At 31.3% G+C, this 21320-nt stretch carries 19 protein-coding genes and 1 tRNA gene; 9 read left to right on the top strand and 11 right to left on the bottom strand.

The annotated features are described in order from the left end of the window. Positions 1-92 precede the first annotated feature (92 nt). Complete coding sequence (nrdG, locus tag ACY2IJ_RS06645) at positions 93-548, top strand: anaerobic ribonucleoside-triphosphate reductase activating protein (protein WP_476726367.1); 456 nt, start codon at positions 93-95, stop codon at positions 546-548. Then, positions 545-2326: an anaerobic ribonucleoside-triphosphate reductase gene (gene nrdD / locus ACY2IJ_RS06640; protein WP_476726366.1), complete on the top strand. Its 1782-nt coding sequence runs from the start codon at positions 545-547 to the stop codon at positions 2324-2326. Before nrdG ends, nrdD begins: the two co-directional genes overlap by 4 nt. Before the next feature lie 27 nt (positions 2327-2353). Here nrdD and ACY2IJ_RS06635 read toward each other — a convergent pair whose 3' ends face one another. Further along, positions 2354-2800 carry an RrF2 family transcriptional regulator gene (locus ACY2IJ_RS06635; protein WP_476726365.1) on the bottom strand — a complete coding sequence of 149 codons (447 nt, stop codon included), beginning with the start codon at positions 2798-2800 and terminating at the stop codon, positions 2354-2356. Between the two features lie 130 nt (positions 2801-2930). Between ACY2IJ_RS06635 and ACY2IJ_RS06630 the strand changes: the two genes are divergently transcribed. After that, positions 2931-3003: transfer RNA gene (locus ACY2IJ_RS06630), tRNA-Met, on the top strand. 60 nt (positions 3004-3063) lie between these two features. On the opposite strand, the gene ACY2IJ_RS06625 is transcribed toward ACY2IJ_RS06630, so the two are convergent. Then, a complete protein-coding gene (locus ACY2IJ_RS06625; RefSeq protein ID WP_476726364.1) occupies positions 3064-3915 on the bottom strand; it encodes an RluA family pseudouridine synthase in 852 nt (283 codons plus the stop codon). 294 nt (positions 3916-4209) lie between these two features. Here ACY2IJ_RS06625 and ACY2IJ_RS06620 point away from each other — a divergent pair, with 294 nt between their 5' ends. Continuing rightward, positions 4210-5520 carry a DEAD/DEAH box helicase gene (locus ACY2IJ_RS06620; protein ID WP_476726363.1) on the top strand — a complete coding sequence of 437 codons (1311 nt, stop codon included), beginning with the start codon at positions 4210-4212 and terminating at the stop codon, positions 5518-5520. Beyond that, positions 5495-6223, top strand: coding sequence for a hypothetical protein (locus ACY2IJ_RS06615; protein ID WP_476726362.1), 729 nt, complete (start codon positions 5495-5497; stop codon positions 6221-6223). Before ACY2IJ_RS06620 ends, ACY2IJ_RS06615 begins: the two co-directional genes overlap by 26 nt. A 54-nt stretch (positions 6224-6277) precedes the next feature. Here ACY2IJ_RS06615 and ACY2IJ_RS06610 read toward each other — a convergent pair whose 3' ends face one another. The 4 genes from ACY2IJ_RS06610 to ACY2IJ_RS06595 all read right to left on the bottom strand — a co-directional run bounded on the left by ACY2IJ_RS06610 (position 6278) and on the right by ACY2IJ_RS06595 (position 10990). Next, complete coding sequence (locus ACY2IJ_RS06610) at positions 6278-7213, bottom strand: DMT family transporter (protein WP_476726361.1); 936 nt, start codon at positions 7211-7213, stop codon at positions 6278-6280. A gap of 27 nt (positions 7214-7240) precedes the next feature. Next, a complete protein-coding gene (locus ACY2IJ_RS06605; protein ID WP_476726542.1) occupies positions 7241-8551 on the bottom strand; it encodes a DEAD/DEAH box helicase in 1311 nt (436 codons plus the stop codon). Positions 8552-8660: 109 nt separating this feature from the next. Further along, positions 8661-9365, bottom strand: coding sequence for a ZIP family metal transporter (locus ACY2IJ_RS06600; protein WP_476726360.1), 705 nt, complete (start codon positions 9363-9365; stop codon positions 8661-8663). 62 nt (positions 9366-9427) lie between these two features. Next, positions 9428-10990 (bottom strand): NAD(P)/FAD-dependent oxidoreductase, encoded by a 1563-nt coding sequence (locus ACY2IJ_RS06595; protein WP_476726359.1) that lies wholly within the window; start codon positions 10988-10990, stop codon positions 9428-9430. 140 nt (positions 10991-11130) lie between these two features. On the opposite strand from ACY2IJ_RS06595, the gene ACY2IJ_RS06590 reads away from it, so the two are divergent. Beyond that, positions 11131-12198: a helix-turn-helix domain-containing protein gene (locus ACY2IJ_RS06590; protein ID WP_476726358.1), complete on the top strand. Its 1068-nt coding sequence runs from the start codon at positions 11131-11133 to the stop codon at positions 12196-12198. 222 nt (positions 12199-12420) lie between these two features. On the opposite strand, the gene ACY2IJ_RS06585 is transcribed toward ACY2IJ_RS06590, so the two are convergent. From ACY2IJ_RS06585 to ACY2IJ_RS06570, 4 genes are read right to left on the bottom strand one after another with little or no spacing between them, the layout of a single operon-like run. Then, positions 12421-13368 carry a tRNA dihydrouridine synthase gene (locus ACY2IJ_RS06585; RefSeq protein ID WP_476726357.1) on the bottom strand — a complete coding sequence of 316 codons (948 nt, stop codon included), beginning with the start codon at positions 13366-13368 and terminating at the stop codon, positions 12421-12423. A gap of 18 nt (positions 13369-13386) precedes the next feature. Next, positions 13387-14043: a hypothetical protein gene (locus ACY2IJ_RS06580; protein WP_476726356.1), complete on the bottom strand. Its 657-nt coding sequence runs from the start codon at positions 14041-14043 to the stop codon at positions 13387-13389. 35 nt (positions 14044-14078) lie between these two features. Continuing rightward, complete coding sequence (locus ACY2IJ_RS06575) at positions 14079-14720, bottom strand: hypothetical protein (RefSeq protein ID WP_476726355.1); 642 nt, start codon at positions 14718-14720, stop codon at positions 14079-14081. Between the two features lie 42 nt (positions 14721-14762). Next, positions 14763-15272 (bottom strand): DUF7935 family protein, encoded by a 510-nt coding sequence (locus tag ACY2IJ_RS06570; RefSeq protein WP_476726354.1) that lies wholly within the window; start codon positions 15270-15272, stop codon positions 14763-14765. A gap of 103 nt (positions 15273-15375) precedes the next feature. Here ACY2IJ_RS06570 and cdaA point away from each other — a divergent pair, with 103 nt between their 5' ends. Next, positions 15376-16149, top strand: coding sequence for a diadenylate cyclase CdaA (cdaA, locus tag ACY2IJ_RS06565; RefSeq protein WP_476726353.1), 774 nt, complete (start codon positions 15376-15378; stop codon positions 16147-16149). On the opposite strand, the gene ACY2IJ_RS06560 is transcribed toward cdaA, so the two are convergent. Then, positions 16150-18756, bottom strand: a complete 2607-nt coding sequence (locus tag ACY2IJ_RS06560) for a putative LPS assembly protein LptD (protein WP_476726352.1) — start codon at positions 18754-18756, stop codon at positions 16150-16152. A gap of 128 nt (positions 18757-18884) precedes the next feature. On the opposite strand from ACY2IJ_RS06560, the gene ACY2IJ_RS06555 reads away from it, so the two are divergent. Further along, a complete protein-coding gene (locus tag ACY2IJ_RS06555) occupies positions 18885-20336 on the top strand; it encodes an N-acetylmuramoyl-L-alanine amidase (RefSeq protein WP_476726351.1) in 1452 nt (483 codons plus the stop codon). A 20-nt stretch (positions 20337-20356) separates the two neighbouring features. Next, a complete protein-coding gene (locus ACY2IJ_RS06550; protein WP_476726350.1) occupies positions 20357-21316 on the top strand; it encodes an MlaD family protein in 960 nt (319 codons plus the stop codon). The last annotated feature ends 4 nt before the right edge of the window (positions 21317-21320 follow it).

The following is a 21320-nucleotide window of genomic DNA, read 5'->3' as shown; positions in this document are numbered from 1 at the left end:
TTCATAACTCCTTTAATAACTTTTAAACATACCCAAAAGGTTTGTTTAGATATAAATAATATCTTTATTAAAAGATAAAAATATCTTTTAATATGAATTTTTACAAGTCAGATATTGTTTTACAAGAGGTACCTAACGAAATAAGTTTGTGTTTTTATATTTCCGGATGCACCTTAAAATGTAAAGGTTGTCATTCTCCTTTTTTGTTTAAAAAAGAAATAGGACAAAAGTTAACAGGTAAAATATTTACATCGTTTTTAAGTATGTATAAAAATTATGCAACCTGTGTGCTGTTTATGGGAGGAGAATGGGAAAAACACACTTTGGTAAAAAGGTTAAAACAAGCTAAAAAAAAAGGATTCAAAACATGCTTGTATACAGGTTTAAATAAAGTAGATACTCAAATTTTAGAAAATTTAGACTGGGTAAAAACAGGAGAGTGGAATGCCAAAAAAGGAGGATTAAGCCATAAGAACACAAACCAAGTTTTTAAAGAAGTATCTACAGGAAAAAAATTAAATGTATTATTTCAAAATAAAAAATTATGATTCGATTAACAGAGGAACAGATTGCTCAAAAAATAAATTTTATCAATCAATATCTGTATTCAAAAAATGCAGCAGATGGATCTACCGTAGATGCCAATGCAAATGTTACGTCTAAAAACATAGCAACTATGGAGGCTGAGCTAAATAAAGACATCAATATTCAAGTAAATAGAAGTTTGTTAAAAGGTAAAATAGCGATGTTGTTTGGGAATGATTTAGCCAATGAATATGAAAGGCAAATAGAAAATCATGAAATTTATGTACACGATGAAACATCCTTAAAGCCTTATTGTGTTTCTATAAATATGTATCCTTTTTTGTTAGATGGTTTAACTAAATTAGGAGGAGAAAGTCAGGCACCTAAACACTTGGAAAGTTTTTGTGGAGAGTTTGTCAACTTAGTTTTTGCCATTAGTTCTCAGTTTGCAGGGGCTTTAGCCACGGTAGAATTTCTAATGTATTTTGATCATTTTGCAGCAATAGATTACGGAGAACATTATTTAAATGATGCAACTCAAACCATAAAAAACCATTTGCAACATGTGGTATATGCAATCAATCAACCTGCTGCAGCAAGAGGATATCAATCTGTTTTTTGGAACATTTCTTTGTATGATGAGCATTATTTTAACAGCATGTTTGGCAATTTTGTTTTTCCTAATATGCAAAAACCTAAATGGGATAGATTAAAAAAACTACAAGCTTTTTTTATGAATTGGTTTAATAAAGAAAGAACCAAAGCTGTGTTAACATTTCCGGTAATTACGGCAGCCATGCTGATAGAAAATGAACAACCTAAAGATGTTGAATTTACAAACATGTGTGCCAAAGAATTAAGCGAAGGAAACTCATTTTTTATTTATCAGTCTAAAAATGCAGATAGTTTGGCTTCATGTTGCAGGTTAAGAAATGAAATTACCGATCATACATTTAGTTATTCTTTAGGTGCAGGAGGAGTTGCCACAGGTTCTATTAACGTAATAACTTTAAACATGAATCGGTTAGTTCAACAAAAAAAAGATATTAAACAAGAAGTTCGTAAAATTCATAAGTATCAAGTAGCCTATAGAACTTTGATGGATGAATATAACAAGGCCGGATTGTTACCCGTTTACAATTCAGGATTTATTTCTTTAGACAAACAATTTTTAACCATCGGAATTAACGGAATGGTAGAAGCAGCAGAAAGTTTAGGTATAAAAGCACAAAATACAAAAGCGTATAAAAATTTTGTAAATACTTATTTGCATAGCATTTATAAAGAAAATAAAAAAGCCAAAAAAAAATGGGGATATTTGTTTAATACAGAGTTTGTTCCAGCAGAAAATTTAGGAGTTAAAAATGCCAAATGGGATTTGCAAGCGGGGTTAAAAGTGCCAAGAGATTGTTACAATTCATATTTTTATGCAGTGGAAGATGAGCAATTGAATATATTAGATAAAATTATGCTCCATGGAAAAGATTATATTCAGTATTTAGATGGAGGGTCTGCTTTGCATTTAAATTTAGAAGAAACATTAACACAACAAGCTTTTGTAAAATTAATAACCACCACAGCAAAGGCAGGTTGCAATTATTTTTGTTTTAATATTAAAATAACCATTTGCAATGATTGCAATTATATCAATAAAAAAACATTACATGTTTGTTCTAAATGTGGTTCTGCTAATGTAGATCATGCTACAAGAGTAATTGGTTATTTAAAAAGAGTTTCTAATTTTAGTTCAAATAGACAAAAAGAACATGCATTAAGATTTTACCATAAAGAAAGCGTGTAGCAATTTGTAGTTTTTGTAAAACCGATATTAGTTTTCTAAAATTTTAAGAGATAATAAAGTTCCTTTGTCCTCAATTTCTTTTTTCAAATCAGTAATTGTTTTTTGTTTAAAATCTATAAGAATTTCATTTTTAAAAGGCTTTACAATATGATGTACAGGGCAAGGATATTTATCGCTACACAAACGAAGACCTAAAAAACATTCGTCAAATTTTTCAGTACCGTCAATGTTTATAACAATATCCCAAAGCTTGCTTTGTAAATCTTTTTCAGACAAATAAAATCCGCCACCAGGACCTTTGGTAGAAGAAACTAAATTATGAGTACTTAGTTGTTGTAGTAATTTTGCCAAAAAAGGTTGTGGTGTTTGTAATTCTTCGGCTATTTTTTTAATTCCTATCTTTTTATCTTTGGTAGAATGAATTGCTAGGAATAATATAGCCCTAATAGCATATTTACAAGCTTTAGAGAGCATAAGATTAAGATTGATAGTTTGTTCAAAGGTAAGAATATCAAGTGTTAAGTAATAATTAAAAAGATATTAAATATTTTATTAAAAATTGTTTGTGAGAATTGTAGATATGCCTTATATTTGCAATCCAAATCGCGGGATAGAGCAGTAGGTAGCTCGTCGGGCTCATAACCCGAAGGTCACTGGTTCGAGTCCAGTTCCCGCTACTAGTAAAAACACTTCTTTTTAGAAGTGTTTTTTGTTTTTAAGAACATTGTTTACCTATACTAAAAAATAAAACTGTATTTCTTAGGAAGTTCTTTTTGTATGGTTATTTCTTTTTTAGTAAAAGGATGTATAAATTTTAAAGAGCTTGCATGTAAATACAGACCTTTTCCTTTTAAGATTTTCCCTTCAATTCCATATAAATCATCTCCCAAAATAGGAGTACCTATAGAAGCACAATGTTTTCTTAATTGGTGTTTTCTACCTGTTTTAGGTGTAAGTAGTGCTAAATTTAATTTGTCAAACTTTTCGGAATCTACAGTTTTTAAAACTTTGTAGTAAGACAAACTTTCTTTTTCATCTATAGGACTTGCTATGCTACCTTCTGTTTTCATGTTGCCAATGGTTACTGCATAGTATGTTTTGTAAATTGTTTTGTTTTCAAATAATTTACCCAATTCAGTAATGCTTGTGGCTGTTTTTCCAACTAGTAATAATCCACTAGTGGCAAAATCTAATCGGTGTACAGGTTGAGGTTTTACAGCGTTAGGTAAAGTACTTGGAGTTAAGTTGTGTGGCAATGCATGGGTTACTGTTTTGGCTTTGTTTCCGCTTACCAACAGACCTGGAGGCTTGTGTATTACAGCTAAATAATCATCTTCAAAGAGCACTTCTAAGTCTAAATCAATTTTTTTCTTAAACTGATTTTCGTCCTCTAATAACTCAATAACTTCATTACCAATTATAAACTGACCAGAAACACCTCTATGATTGTTTACAAGAATCAATCCTTTTTTAAGGGCTTTTTTAATACCTGCTTTGCTAGGAATACTAGTAAAAATTCCTACAGCATAATCAGACAATCGGACTCTATAAGGAAGGATAGGTACTGTGTGTGTTTCTATTTTTTTCATAAGGTCGTTTATCTATAATTTTAGGATAAAAGTAGAACTATAATACAGATGAATTTTATTTTTTCATTAAAAAGGTACATATCTATTTCTTTTTTTTGTTGAATGGTGTAAAAATGATCTGGTAAAATTTTAAATATGGTTCTTTTAATGCTTAAAATGATTTGCAAAACAAATATAAGTAAGGTAATGTGTTCATTATCAATTCCTAAAAAAAAGAAGAGTAATATCGTTTATTAAGTCGTACCTTTGCATTCGCTACAGAATAAACCACGTGTTTATTCTTAAAATATATTTATGACATTTGAATCTTTAGGATTATCAGAGGCTATATTAAAAGCCATCAACAAAAAGGGATATACAGAACCCTCAGCAATTCAGCAAAAAGCCATTCCACATATTTTACAAGGTAAAGATGTATTGGCATCTGCACAAACAGGAACAGGAAAAACAGCAGGGTTTACCTTGCCTTTGTTACATTCGTTATCAACTCAAAATAAATGGAAACGCAGACCTATTCGTGCGTTGGTATTAACACCCACTAGAGAATTGGCAGCGCAAGTTTATGACAATGTAAGAGAATATAGTGAGTTTTTAGATATTAAATCGGCTGTTATTTTTGGAGGTGTAAAGCCCAAACCACAAATTACAACTTTAAGAAGAGGAGTAGATGTTTTGGTAGCTACACCTGGTAGGTTGTTAGATTTAATCAATCAGCAAGCATTGTCTTTGTCCAAAATAGAAATATTGGTTTTAGATGAAGCCGATAGAATGTTAGATATGGGATTTCTAAGAGATATTAAAAAAATACTATCCTTAGTACCAAATGAAAGACAAAACTTATTGTTTTCTGCCACTTTTTCTACCGACATAAAAGCCTTGGCAAATACGTTTATGAATGCTCCTGTTGAAGTAGAATCTGCTCCACAAAACACTACAGCAGAAAAAGTAAAACAAACATTTTATAATGTTAATAAGGGAGACAAGCCACAAGCTGTTATAGGAATGATTAAGCAAGGAAACTGGAATCAAGTTCTTGTTTTTACACGCACAAAGCACGGAGCTAATAAGTTAGCAGAAAGACTAGTAAAGTCTGGAGTAACTGCTGCGGCCATTCACGGAAATAAAAGTCAAGCAGCTAGAACAAAAGCTTTAGACGGATTTAAGAAAAATAGTGTTAGAGTTTTAGTGGCTACAGATATTGCTGCCAGAGGGTTAGACATTCCTTTGTTACCACATGTAATTAATTATGAATTGCCTAATGTACCCGAAGATTATGTACACAGAATTGGACGTACAGGTAGAGCAGGTGCAAGTGGAAAAGCCATTTCTTTAGTATGTGCAGAAGAGATTAAGTTTGCGCTAGATATTGAAAAATTACTAGGGTTTAAATTACCTTTGCAAAACTTAGAAGGTTTTACCTTTAAAGCTCCATCTGCAGAAGAATTAAAAGCATTAAAAAAAGGACCTTCTATAACTAATTCTCCTAAGGCAGCTCAAAAACCAAGAACTCCTAAAAAGAAACAAAAGCCAGGAGAAGCTCCAAAATGGGTGCAAAGTAAAAGAAACTCTGCCTCTAAACTTGGAAGAAGTAGAAACAGAAGATAAATTAAAGCAAGTGAAAAGAATTTTTATCATACTAATGTTAGTGCTGTTAATAAGTTGTTACACACAACAAACTGCAAAATCTTATAATGATAAAAATTCTACCTCACTAGAGAGTAAAACCACAACTTCAGTAGTCCCTACAGTTTTTGATTTGGAGTATATAAAATCAAAAACCACTCAATTGTCTCCGTTTGTATATGTTCATCCTGAACCTATTGCAAAAGATAAATTCATTCCCAAAGAATTTATAGAAACTTATCTTTTACCTAAAAAAATAGACATTGGTTATTTTGACTACGAAGAATCTAATTCTAAAAACACATTTACTTTTAAAGAATACAAAGAGTTGGCTAATTATAATGTTTTTACGTTTACGTACAAGAATAATGAGGGAACTAAGATTCTATATGCAGCAACCACTCCCAAAGATACTTTGCAAATTATAAGTGTTGGTGTTCTTGGTTTTACGGGTGATGATGGTTCGGGTTGGATTGGAGAAAAAAAAGGAAAATGGTTAACTCCATCAGTTTTAGATGCTGTAGAGATTTCTTATTATGACGATGATTTTCAATCAGCAACGCAAAATTCACAAATAGACACTTTATGGTCTGTGATTCATATAGACCCAAAAGGGATATTTAAAGAAACCAGAACCAAAGAAGTGCATTACCGTGATGGTAGAAAAATAAATCCCTTACAGTAATTACGCTTTAACTTGTTGAACAGCTTTGATTCAATGGTTAACCCGTTAAAGTTTTTACCTAACAATATTTCTAATAGGAGAAGGAGTTTTACTTCTTTTTTGTCCAAATTTTCCGTTAATTATAAACACAGCTAAAATTCCCAAAACACCTCCTACTACAGTATTCCAAAGAATGTTTTCTCTAAGAAATACATAAGAAGTAATTACAGCCGTACTTGGCACAATAAAAATATAGGTACTTGCCTTTTCAGCTCCAATTTTTGCAGTTACATACAAAAATACGGTAGTGGCCAAAGCAGAGTTTACAATTCCAAAATATAAAATATTTAGCCAAAATTTACTATCGGCGGTAGACCACAGTAATAAAAGTTCTTTTAAATTCACAAAAAACAACAATCCTACTGCGGTAATTATATGGGTCCATAAACTAAAACCAATAGCATTCCCAAATTTATTGGCATGAGAACTAATTTTACTCATAATAGCCCAAACAAAAGCTGCAAATAAAAAGTAAACATTTCCAGCATCTAAAATAGCTGCAGTATTGTCCCAAACTTTTAGCAATACCATTCCTGCTATAAACCCCAAGGCCAGTCCTATATATTCTTGTTTTTTTGGGAGTATTTTGCTAATAAACAATCCAATTATATAAGCAAAAATAGGGTTAATGGTTGTTACCAAAACCCCACCCGCACCAGGAAATCCTTTGTGTACTCCTTTGAAAAAAAAGAGAGTATACAGCAATATAAAAACAGAAGCACCTGCAACATGAAACCATCCTTTTTTAGCAATGTTTATTTTAGTTTTGGTAAAATAAGTGATGGGAATTAAGGTTAAAGGAACCAACACAAAACGCATAAAGCTTAAATTTAAAGCACTGGTGTAAGTACCTAAAACCTTAGCGCTTGTCCAACTAGTACCCCAAGTACACATACTTAATATCATGGCAATTAAAAGCCATTTTTCTTTTTGTTTGTTGGTGGTTTTCATGTAGATTATTTTATGGTAATGTTGTCTTTAGATAACCTGAATCCTTACTTTCTTTTTTTTAAGTCTTTGGTTGTTTACAAGATGAATTAAAGATTGAATGTTTTTACTCTGAATGGCAACAAAGGCACAATCGTGTTTTAATTCAATCACTCCAACTTGGTTTCCAGATAAATTTCCTTTTTTAATCAACAATCCGGCAATATCTCCTTTAGATATTTTGTCTTGTCGTCCTCCAGAAATAAACAATGTTTTCCATGGCGATGGTTCTGGAAAAGTAGCTTGGTTTAAATGAGCTATATCATCAGTAGTAATAAAATCGGGTAAGTCTTCTTTTTTCCATTGAATTACATAAGCAGTTCCTTCTTTATGCATTCTAGCAGTTCTTCCGTTTCTATGTGTAAACTCTTCTACCTTTAAAGGCAATTGATAGTGAATTAAAAAATCAATTTCAGGAATGTCCAAACCACGAGCTGCCAAATCTGTCGCAATTAAAATTTTGTGGGTTCCGTTTCTAAATTTAATCAAAGCACGTTCTCTATCTTTTTGCTCCAAACCACCATAAAAACAACCGTGACTAATTTCGTGTTCGGTTAAATAATCACTCACACGCTGTATGGTATCTTTAAAATTGCAAAAAATAATTCCTGATTTGTTTCCTATATAGCACAAGGTATCAATTAGTGTTTTTAGTTTGTCTTTGTCTGGAGACAAAACTTTTTTAATGACTAATTGAGATTTTTTTTCACTTAAAAAATTGATCAATTCAGGATTTTGAATATTTACAAAAGCTGGTATTTCAATTTCTTGTGTGGCAGAGGTTAATATTTTTTGTTGAACAGCTGAAAGTAAATGGATGATTTCACTCATTTCTTCTTCAAAACCAATTTCTAAAGATTTGTCAAATTCATCTAAAATTAAGGTGTGGATGTCAAAAGTTTCAAAACTGCCTTTGCGTAAATGATCTGCAATTCTACCAGGAGTTCCAATTAAAACACTAGGAGTATGAGCCAATTCTACTTTGTCTTTAGACATAGGTCGGCCGCCATACACACAATTTGCTTTGTAACCTGTTCCCATTTCTCTAAATACCTGTTCAATCTGTATGGCCAATTCTCTTGATGGCGTAATAATTACAGCTTGTACTTCTTTGCTTTTAGAAGATAGTTTTTCAATTAAAGGAAGTAAAAAGGCCAGTGTTTTTCCTGTTCCAGTAGGAGACAATAAAACTACATTCTTATTTGTAGCAATGGCTTTTTGTGCAGCTAATTGCATAGGGTTTAACGTGTTAATTCCTAATTTAGAAAGAATGTTTTCTTGGTTTTTATATGGTGTAGACATCATTTAGCAAAGTAAATTTTATGTGTGCAAGGTAGTGTAAAGAAAGAAGAAAATAGGACTGTATGCAGTGTTTTAAAAGAGATTAAAAAGAGTTAGTCTCTGCGTAAAATTAAATTATTTTTTCCCCAATAATTCCAACTAAAAATCCAAAAATTGCTCCTAAAGAAGTAAGGTAGTTTTTGTTTAATTTACTTTCTGGAATAATATCTTGAATTAATAAATATAAAATTCCTCCACTAGCAAAAGTCATTAAATGAGCTGTTAAATCAGGATAATTACTCAAGAAAAAATGACCTATAAGCGCACCTAAAACTCCAAAAAAGCTTAAAAAGAAAAATATAAGGAGTGTTTTGTTGGTTGTAAAACCACTCTGAGTCAAATCTCTAAAAGCATTAAAAGCCTCGGGCAAATTTTGCAAACCAATAAATACGGCTAATAATGTAGCCATGTTGGGTTCTATAGCATATACAGCTCCCAAGGCTATAGATTCAGGTAAAAAATCCATAATCATAGCAAGTAGTGTTGCTGTTTGATTCCCTTTTTTATTTAAATATTGATCTAGGAACATAAACAATAAAGCTCCTGTTAAAAAAGAAACACAAAAAGGAAATAAGCTAAGTTCTTCCATACCCTTTGGAATAAGAACTAATGCCAGTGCGGATAAAATAATACCTGCCCCAAAAGACATAAAAGTGTGTGTTATTTCATACTTAACTGGACTTTCTTTAACATGATGATTGAATAAATTGGCCAAAACTCCACCTATAAAAACGGTTATGCCAGCAAACCCTGAGTATATTAGTAGCTTTGTCATTACAAATAAATGTTTTTAGGTTTTTACTATAAATATACAATTCTTTAGTAGTTTGCCTGTAGCTACAATTTTAGGTTTTGAATAGCAGCTTCGGCACAACGTTCTCCATCCATGGCAGCAGATATAATTCCACCCGCATAACCACCACCTTCACCACAAGGGAACAAACCTTCAATTTCTGGATGTTCTAAATTTTCTTTTCTTGGAATGTTTACGGGTGATGAAGTTCTAGATTCTACTCCTACAATATTGGCTAAATTGGTGTTGTATCCGTGCATTTTAGCACCAATTTGTGCAAAACCTTTACGCAATCTTCCTCCAATAGCTTTGGGTAATAGAGAGTGTAACGGAGCAGAGTTTAACCCAGGTTGATAAGAGGTTGGATTTAGTGTTGGAGATAATTTTCCATCAATAAAATCGGTTAGTCTTTGGGCTGGAGCTGTTTGTGTTCTTCCTCCAGCAGTAAAAGCCAATCGTTCTAAATCTTTTTGATATTGCAAGCCTTTTAAAGCTCCGTATTGCTCGTATTTAAACAAATCTTTATCGGCATTAATTTCTACCACAATTCCAGAATTGGCAAATACGTTGTTTCTTTTGGATGGTGACATTCCGTTAACCACCACTTCGCCATTGGCGGTGGCAGCAGGCACAATAAATCCACCAGGACACATACAAAAAGAATACACACCACGTTCACGTACTTGTTCTACCCATCCATAAGCAGCAGCAGGTAACAATTCATGTCTGCTTCCTTCGCAATGATATTGAATGCTATCTATAATTTCTTGCGGATGTTCTACACGAACTCCCATGGCAAAAGATTTTGCTTGTAAGGCAATTTTCTTTTTATCTAACAACTCATAAATATCACGAGCGGAATGACCGGTAGCTAAAATTAATGCTTTGGCTGTAAGTTCTTTTCCGTTTTGTAATTGTATGGCTTGTAGTTTATTGTTTTTGGTAATGATGTCAACAACTCTAGATTCAAAATGAACTTCTCCTCCGTAATGGATGATGTTTTCACGAATTTTAGCAATAATTTTAGGAAGTTTATTGGTTCCAATATGTGGATGAGCATCAATTAAAATTTGTTCGGTAGCTCCATGATAAACTAGGTTTTCAAAAATCCTACGAACGTCACCACGTTTTAAACTTCGGGTATATAATTTTCCATCAGAATAGGTTCCTGCACCCCCTTCTCCAAAACAGTAGTTAGAATCGTTGTTTACATTGTGAAATTGGTTAATTTGGCGTAAATCTCTACGTCTGTCTTGCACATTTTTTCCACGTTCTAAAACCACAGGCTTGTATCCCAATTCTATACAACGCAAGGCAGCGTACATTCCTGCAGGACCAAAACCTACAATATGAATTTCGGGTTTGTTAGAAACATCTTGGTAATTAAATTGATATTCAGACTGCTCTGGAGCAGCTTCTTTTATATAAACAGCTACTTTGTAATTAAAGTAAATTTGAGGTTTACGGGCATCTATAGATTTGCGTAAGACTTTTACTGTTGTAATGTCTTTTCTAGAGATACTTAACCATTGTGCAGCTTTTATTTCTAAAATATTAGCTTTGGTTTCCTCTTGCAGTTTTATACGAAGTTGAATTTCTTTTACCATAGGGCAAAAATAGTTTATTTATTGTAAGTAAGTAATTAAAAAAAACAGCTTAATATAGTTATAAACACAAGGGATGTAAACATTTTTTGTTTTAATATTGATGTATATATTAAGTTGTTTATAAAAGATTAAAATTAAGTATGCTTATAGAAAAGATAAATAAATGGATTACGGTAAATAAACAATTCTTTTTTACTTATTCAGAAGGTTTTTTTAATCTGTTTATTTTAGCCAATTCTCCAAGTGTTATAGTAAAGAGTTCTTCTAAGTATCCTCTTGTAAAGCACAATACAATAAAACAAAACTTACAGTTAAACAATCCTTTTATAAATGGTACCTTAAATTATGTAGAGTTAGAAAAAGGTTTGTGGATTATAGGTACAGAAATAACCTATAAGAACAACGTATCATATACCGGTATTTACGATAAATCTATTCCGGCCAATTACTATAGCATTACTTTAAATAGTATAGAAAACAATAGATTTACCAATCATATTTTATTAGATAACCATAAGGTAAATAACGAATCTATTTCTTTTCTTAAACCAGCTAAAGATTTTTTAACTTGTCATTTTAAAGGCTCAAAAGAATCTTTATATGTTTTTTATTTTAGTGAAGATTGGGCATGTAAAAACTTAATAAATTCTTCTGGAATTGCTCTAAATGTTAAAAATATTTTTGAGAATGATACAATTACGTTTATAAATAAAAAAACGAATAAAGGAGAGGTAAATAACTTGATAGAAAAGTTACGACATACATTTGCATCATTTTCTAAGCCAAATATTTTAGAGTTAAAAAAAATATCATATCAAGTATTTGATCTTTTTTTTGATTCTTTAGATCCTCATCCTACGACACCAAGTTGTTATTTGTCTAAAAAAGAAAAGCTTAGGTTAGAGAGAATAGCCTTTTTTTTAAGACAAAATTTAATGGCTAAGTTTGTAGGAATAGATAGGATTTCTACTAAATTTAAAATATCTCCTACCAAATTAAAAAAGAATTTTAAGTTGTATTACGGTACCACAATGTTAAAATATTTTCAGACAAAACAAATGGAGTTGGCTATGGAAATATTAAAGAATAATAAGGTTCTTATAAGAGAGGTAGCCTCTATGTTTGGGTACGAAAATTTAAGTAAATTTTCTAAAACTTTTCAAAAAACACATCAAATATTACCTTCTGAAATAGATAGAGAGGTTTAAAAAAAAAGTCTTATTGGGCTATTAAGGGCTTATAAGGCTATTGGTAAACCAATTATGTTTTTTATTTTTGATATAAATTAACAATTACCAATTTATTTCTAATGGTACTACTGTAAAGATTTATTCTGTTTTTTAAAAATACCTACCCCTATAATTTAAAAAATATCATAAATCTTTACAGCTTATCAGTAAAGAAACAGCAACTAGAACCAATACTTTTGTTTATTGTTGTTTTGCAAAAATTTCGTTTACAGCCATTTTGTATTTATATGCGTTGCTTGCTTTTTTGATGGCTTTATAGGTTTTTTGTGGGTTGTCAAAAGACTGAGAGAAATACTCCCAAAAGCCTAACATTTTCATTTTTATAGGAGTTGGGCCAGAGAGAGCTTCATCATATTGTTGGTGAATAGTATCATGAAATTCTTTGAAAATTTGCCACCTATTTTCTGGGTATTCCGTAGTGTTGTTTTTAATCATGCTAGGTAAAAAAGGATCGGCTATTAAACCACGACCAATCATCCAATGGTCTATGGTGGTAAAACGGTCTTGCAAATTTTTGTAAGCTTGTACACTTGTAATATCTCCGTTGTAATATAATTTATGAGGACTATTTTCTACGCATTTTTGAAAAGAATCTAAATCGGTTCCTCCTTTATATAGCTGTTTTCCTATACGTGCATGTATGGCAATGTTTTTTAACGGATATTTTTCTAAAACAGGAAACACTTCTAAAATTTCGGTAGGCTCTTCGTAACCCATTCTCATTTTCATAGAAATAGTTACATCACTTTCATTATGGGCTTTGTGTAAAACGTCATCTATTTTTTGTGGTTCGCAAATCATTCCAGACCCCATTCCTTGTTTGGTTACCATTGGGTAAGGGCAACCTAAATTCCAATTTAATTCCTTATATCCTAAAGACTGAATGTATTTAATTACAAATAAGAACTCATCAGGATTGTTGGTCATTACTTGCGGAATTAAATCAGGAACTTGATTGTTGTCTGGATTTAAATCTCTTTGGTAATTGTTTTTAATGACCATTTTGCCATTCATTTTTATGTAAGGAGCGTAAAAAGTGTCTATTCCTCCAAAAAAATGATGAAAGGCATTACGGAATCTAAAATCTGTAAATCCTTGTAGGGGAGAGGATAAAAGCGTAATACTCATGCGAATGTTTTTAGAATCTTAAAAAAGTTGATCTCTTTTAATTTGTTCAAGTAGTTTTTTGGTAATGGTACTAGGCACGTTTTTAAAAATACTGCTAGCATTGTTAATTTGGTAAGTACCTTTCCAAACTTCTGAGTTTGTTTTGGTGTCTATAGCTGTAAAAATATAGGTAAATTGTAAGTTGATAGAGTTTGTAGAGGCTTGCATGTTGTAATTGGTTACTCCAGATGGGGAAATAGGAGCAGCACTTCCATAGTTGTATGTTTTTTTTATTTCATCGGGATAAATGGTAAAAACCAAATCAATTCCTTTTTCTAAAACCAAAGTGTCAATTTTTTGTTGAATGATTTGGGCTTCAATCGCTTGGTTTAGAGCAAGTTTGTCTACTGTCTTGTTGTGAATAAAATAGCTGTAAACATGTTTATTTTCTGTAGTTAGTTGTTTTGTTAGTTTTTCTACGGTCTTTTGGTTAATGTTAGATACGGTTTCTTTTGTTCTTACATCAGTATTAAATAATTTTTTAGACCAGCTCAAACCACTGTCATAGGTTTCTGTAACAAAAAGAATTTTTTTGTATTGATATGGTTTTAAGTTGTTTGCTTTTACCGTTTTTAATGTAGAGCTACAACCTATTAGAACAAGAGAAGTTAATAAATACAGAACTATTTTACTCATTTTGTTTTTTTAAACAAATCTAATACAAAAGCGAGCTAAAATACCCGATCTTTTAGTAATTGTTGGTGTACTTTTTTGGCAATTTTTTTAGCCATTTTACCAAACATAGAGTTTATTCCATTTACATCATATTTGGCTTTCCAAACTTCTCTATGGGTATAAGCATCTTCTGCAATAATTAAATAATCAAAATTATGAGCATTGGCATAAGAAAACTTGCTAGGACCGCTAAATTGATCTTCTGCAATACCGGAAGAAATTCCATCAATTTTTGTGTGGATTCCTACAGGTATAATTTTGATGATTAGATCAATACTATTGGTATAAGCTACGTTTCTAATTGTAGTTACTTCTTTACTTTCGTTAGCGTTTAAAACTAAGTTTTCACCTATTTTAACGTTTACAAAATGTGTTAATGTAGGGGTGTTATTTAAAAGTAAAAAACGTTGTAAGTGCCCTGCCAAGCTTGCATTAATTTCGGAAACTTGTTCGTAGTTTTTTAATTTTCGATTGAATGCTTTTGCCAATTCAGATTTGTTACTGTAATAGCTGTTAGTTACAATTAAAGGTTTTTTGTATTTGTGTGCAGACAACGAGGGAGATTTTACAGATTGTAGAGAAGAACTACAACTTGTAAATAGTAAAGCAAATACAAAAAGGAATGAATATTTAATCATACCCTTAAAATAAAAAACATCTTTGATAAAAACTATCAATTTTTAGAATAGTTGCTGTACTTCTTTTTGTAAAAATTGTTGTGCAATGGTTGTAGGAGATTCACTTTTAAGGTTTAGCAATTCTTTTTTTAATTCTTTACCCAATATAATATCATCTTTCATACTATAGGTAGTAATTGTATTTAGAATAGTTTGTTTGGTGCTTTTAATTAACTTCCAACTATCTTCACTAATATAAATTTGTTGTACCAAATTATGTTCAAACTCAGCGTTTATTTGTGTAATTAATAGTTTAGCATATTCAATTTTGTTGGTATCAAGAGGATCTATACGCTCTGTTATATTGGATAAGTGAATTCTTTCTAAAAACAAAATCATTCTTTCATAAGCTTGTAGTCTAATAGGCAAACTTTGTTTTTTCTTTTCTTTAAAAACATCAATTTTTCTTTTGCTGATTTTGTTTGCTAATATTTGTTTAAAAAAATATGCTGCCACACCTCCGGTAACAATAGAGGGAATGGTGTATTTTAAAAGTTCAATAAATTCATTCATGTTTTAAAGGTTTTTGCGAATATATATTTTAGTTTTTTGCTGTCAAAATATGTGTTTCTGTAAAAATGATTACTTTTAGGCTACTATACATAAATACCAATCTGTGTTCCAATTTTTAGAGTTTAGTTTTATTGATGTTTTAGATATTCTTTTAGTCGCTTTTTTACTGTTTAACGTATATAAGTTGTTAAAAGGAACAGTAGCTATAAATATATTTATAGGAATTGCCATTGTTTTTTTAATATATAAGGTTACAGCGGCTTTACACATGGAAATGTTTAGCTCTTTATTAGGGAATTTAATAAGTGGAGGAGCTATTGCGTTGATTATTATTTTTCATCCAGAAATGAGAAAGTTTTTATTAATGCTAGGGTCTACCAACTTAAAATCTAAAAGAAATTTTATAAAACAACTAAAGTTTTTAAAAGCAGAAATAGCAATAGATTTAGATGTAGAAACATTGGTAAAAACATGTGAAAAGTTTGAGGTTTCTAGAACAGGAGCACTTATTGTGATTGAAAGAAATAGCAACTTAGAGTTTTTAACAGAAAGAGGAGATGCCATGAATATTCAGATAAATGGTCCTATTTTAGAAAGCATTTTTTATAAAAATAGTCCGTTGCACGATGGAGCTGTAGTTGTAAAAGAAAATTATATTATAGCAACTAGGGTAGTATTGCCTTTGTCTGATAGTAAATTACCAAGTAGGTTTGGTTTAAGACACAGAGCAGCTATTGGTATAACCGAAAAAACAGATGCTATGTGTTTGGTGGTGTCTGAAGAAACAGGAGAAGTTTCCTTTATTATAGATGGTGAGTTTGAACTGTACAATTCTTATAATGAATTGCAAGAAAAAATAAGAATGTATTTGTCTTAATTAAAAGTCCCTATTGGTTGCTGTTTTGTCCCATTTTAAATCACTTAACACAGATGATTTAACTCCAATAAAAAAGTAATAAGAACTGTTAGTTCCTAATGGAACCCAGTTAAAGTTCATGCTCCAGCTACTTAAATCTCTAGTAAAACGAAGGTTGGTATAAGTAAATCCGTTGTTTACAAAATCATATCCAGAAGAAGCTCCAATTTTCCAACCAGGGCTCAATTCTACATCTCCAGAAAAAGTTAAAGAATTAGAGCTTATTTTTCCTTTTCCAGTAGATTGTATTACAGAGTAGTTGGTGGAATAAGAAAAACGTAGGTTCCAAGGCATTGTAGTAATGTATTGTGGAAGGTTTTTTTCTTCTTTACTTTTCTTTTTAGGATCTTCCTCTTTTGGTTTGTTTTGAAAATCATTGGTGTTTTGCAATCCTTGACCAAACATATCTTGATCATATGCCGTAAATTCTTCTTCTTCTTTAGAATCTTTGTTTCCGTTTTTCTTTTTATCAAAATCTTTGCTAGAAAAAGAATACCCAGTACTAAAACGCGCGCTTGTTAATCTGGCAATAGGTCCACCATCTAAATAGCTTAAAGTATTTATTCGCTCTAGTTTTCCAGTTCCGTTATCTTTTAAAGCATAAGGATCAAAAGTAGCGCTAAAGTTCACATTCATTTTTTTGAATAAAGTGGTTCCTGCTGTTAGATTAAGGTTTGATAGTTTAAATTCATCTTTGGTAAAATCATATCCACTACTTAAGTTCAAAGAATTTAAAATGGTAATTTTTTTATCTTCTCCCTCAGGATCATCTTTATCCGTAACTTTTCCTTCTAAGGTATTGGCCAAACTAAAACTTAAAGAGTTAGATACTCCCCTAGACGGGCTACCATATACTCCTGTTTCAAAAGGAGAATAGGTAGTGATGTTTCCTTCAGCATCTTTTTGTACATCTTTGTAATAAAAACCAAAATCGGGTCTGTAACTATAACTTACAGAGGGTCTCATGGTGTGTCTTATGGCTTTTAGTTTACTACCTTTAAACTTAAACATTCCGTACATTGTAGTTCCCAAAGATGTAGACAAGCTAAAATCTCTAAAAGAGGTAAAACCAGATATGGTATCTGTTACTATTTCTTCATCGGTTGCGTTGTAGTCTTTGTTTACTTTTTCTGTATACCATACTTCTCTATAAGTAGCACTTGGCGATAGAGAAAAGTATTTTAACACTTTCATGTTGGTACTCAAACTAACATTGTGTTTGGCACCGTTTTTAGCATCTTCAAAAATTTCACCAGCAAAGAATTTGTCTTCTGTAGTTTCAACTTGATTTTTAGCTTCAAAAGAGTAAGTTAATCCTATGTTTTGCAAAGCATTCTTTTTACTTCCGTTTTTGGGAGCAAAAGGATACAATCTATCCATGTTCAATCGTAACGATGGTAATGTTGCTGTAACAATTTCTGTATTTGTGTTTTGTTGATGGTTGGCAGACACAGTCATGTTAAAAGGAGTGTCTACAAATTTTTTGTAATAATTAATAGAAGAACTTAAGGTGTTTTGTAAGCTTTGTCCTGTGTTAGATTCGTTAACAGATTGTTTAAAATATTGACTACTACCTATGTTCACAGAAGATGAAAATCTGCTATTTGGAGACCCTTTACTATCTTGACTATGAGACCATCTTAAATTAAAGTTTTTTCGAACATTATAGTTCGAAAAACCTTCTATACCACTAATAAGATTGTCGTAGTTAAATGTAAAACTACCACTGTATTTATATCTAACCCTATAATTAGAAGTGGCATTAAATCCCCAACTACTGTTCGAGTATATATCCCCTGTAAGTTTCAAATCAAAATAATCACTAACAGCAAAATAATATCCTCCGTTTTGTAAAAAGAAACCTTGACTAAAAGATTCTCCATATGTAGGAAAAATAATTCCCGAAGTTCTGTTTTTAGTCAATGGAAAATAAGCAAATGGAAATATAGCAGGAGTAGGAACATCTGCAATGACCAAATTGGTGGGACCTGTAATAATTTTTTTACCAGGAACTACTTTTGCTTTTGTGGTTTTTAAATAATAATCAGGATTTCTAGGGTCTGATGTTGTGAAAATAATGTTTCTCACAAATATGGTAGAATCGTTAACTCTTTTTGTTTTTTGTCCCAAAGTATTAATTCCGTCTTGCTCCGTTTCTAAACCATAAATAATGGCTTTTTTGGTTTTGTAATTAAAAATTAAGGAGTCTTGAGTGGTTTCGTTAGCTTTGGTTTTAAAAACAGGAAGTTGAGAATACTCTCCTTCCTCATCAGGAATTCCTCTAGCTTCAACAGTATTGGTTTCGTAATCAATTAACATTTGTCCTGCAGTAATATCATATTCATCGTATATTACATGTGCTTCATTATAAAGTTTTACTTTCTTGTTAACCACATCTTCTAAAATGTAATCTTCAGCACTGTGTTCTATAATGTATTGAATAGCTTCTTTTGGTTTTTTAACAGGTGGAATGCTATCGTTTTGAACAATAGAATCGTTAGCTACCGTTATATTGTTAGCATTGTCTTTTATATCTTGAGCAGTTGCAGTTAAACTGTTGATGCACATGAATAAAACTGAGAAAAGAAATTGAAGTCTATTTGTTTGCAATGCTTTTAGTCCTATTTTTGTATAGTCAATTACAGGCAACAAAATAGATGCCAGTTTGAAAGCCCAAAAATAATTAAATTTTATAGATGAAATTGATTCGAGTATTTAAATATCATAAGTTTTCCTCACTATTTTTAGGTGTATTGTTATTACTCATTGTAAAACCTGGTTTTACAAGGGTTTATGCACAACAAAATAAACCTTTTATAGTGGTGTTAGATGCTGGGCATGGAGGTAAAGATCCTGGTAAAATAGGATATAAAGGAGCCAAAGAAAAAGATGTAGCTCTTAATATTGTTTTAAGTACAGGAAAAGAGTTGTCTAAAATTCCAGGAATTAAAGTAATGTATACTCGTACTACAGATGTTTTTGTGGATTTGTGGAAACGTGGAGATATTGCCAATGATGCAGATGCAGATTTGTTTGTGTCTGTACATTGCAATGCACACACTAGCCAGGCCATTGGTGCAGAAACTTGGGTGTTGGGACTGCATGCCAACGAAAGAAATTTTAGAGTTGCCAAAGCAGAAAACGAAGTAATTTTACAAGAAGAAAATCATCAAGAGCGTTATCAAGGATTCGACCCTAAATCTCCAACGTCTGTTATAGGTTTGTCTTTAGAGCAAGAAGAATATTTAGACCAGAGTTTGTTATTGGCTAGTTTAATTCAACAAGAGTTTGAAAAAACACTAAAAAGAGTTAATAGAGGAGTAAAACAAGCTGGTTTTGTGGTTTTGTATCAAACTTATATGCCAAGTGTGTTAATAGAAACGGGTTTTTTAACCAATAGAATAGAAGGAAAATATTTGTATTCTAAAGCAGGGCAAGCACAAATGTCTAAATCTATAGCCAAATCTATTTTAGATTACTACAAAAGGCAACAAATGAATGTAGCCGACAAAACGTACAACACAACTCCCGATGTGGTTGCATATAAAGATGTAGACGACTTGGTTACAGAAACAACCTCTGTAAATAATGAAAGTAATGTGGCTTATTATAAAGTTCAAATAGCTTCTGGTAGAAGTAGAATTAGTACGTCTTCTTACAACTTTAAAGGATTAAAAAATGTAGAAAGGGTACAGGTAGAAAACTTTTACAAATATTACTTAGGAAACTATTCTTCTAGAAACCAAGCAAATCAAGCATTGGCGAATGCTAAAGCCAAAGGATATACTTCTGCTTTTATTGTTCCGTTTACTGATGATGGAAATTTAGCCACAGCAATAAATACCAAAACAGTTACAACTCCAGTAAAACAAAAAGCGGTTTCAGATGTTTATTACAAAGTACAAATAGCATCATCTACAAAAAAAATAAGCACTTCACCGTCAAATTTTAAAGGTTTAACAGAAGTAGAGGCTGTAAAAGTGGGGGCTTACTATAAATACTATTTAGGCAAAACAAATAATTATAATAAAGCAAAAAAGTATTTAATGAATGCTAAAAATAAAAAATACAACTCGTCTTTTATTGTAGCTTTTCTAAATAACAAAAGAATCACTTTAAAAGAAGCGTTGAAAAGACAAACAAATTAAATATTTTGTATTTTCGTTCCATGATAAAAATTTCAAAAGAATTTAAAGCTGGAATTGCTACTTTAGTTATACTAGGTCTCTTTTATTGGGGGTTTAGTTACTTAAAAGGTAGGAATTTGTTAAAAGGAGGGTTAAATAGTTACTACACAACCTATCAAAATATAAATGGATTAAGAAAATCTAGCGCAGTAACAGTTAATGGATTTACTGTAGGAAGCGTTATAGATATTTATTTTAGTGAAAATCCAGATAAAAAAGGAGAACTGGTGGTAGAATTTACCATAGAGGAAGATTTTAAATTTTCTAAAAACAGTATTGCTAAAATATATAGTGCAGGTTTAATGGGAGGTAAATCATTGGCTATTGTACCTGCTTATGACAATAGCGCTTTGGCAAAACCAGGGGATTATATTAAAGGGGAAGTAGAGTCAGATATGCTTTCTTCTTTAACAGACAAACTGAATCCTTTACAAGCAAAAATAGAAAACGCAATTACCAATATAGATTCTGTGGCTCATGATGTAAATGTGTTGTTAAGCGATGATATGATTCTTGACATGCAACAAAGTATAGAAAACATCAATCAAATTTTAACCACATTAAACAATACATCTGCAACTATTGACAATGTAATTTCTAAAAACGAAAAAAACTTAGATGCTACTTTAAAAAGCATGAATGCTACCACACAAAATTTAAAAGTGTTTTCAGATTCTTTAGCTCAAGTTAAAATTTTATCAATTTCCAATAAAATTCACAATACGGCTGCTAGTTTAGATAGTATTACTGCTGGAATTCAGGCTGGTAACGGAACCTTAGGAAAGTTAACAAAAGATGAAAAACTTTACGAGAATTTAGAAGCTGCTAGTAAAGAACTAGAGGAGTTGTTAAGAGATGTAAAAGAGCACCCTAAAAGATTTGTTCACTTTTCTTTATTTGGTAAAAAACAAAAGCCTTATAAAGAATCTACAGATAAATAAGAAT

The organism is Wenyingzhuangia gracilariae, from assembly GCF_056387575.1.
The sequence above is the reverse complement of the archived record's forward strand: the minus strand, read 5'-3'. Positions and strand labels throughout refer to the sequence as shown.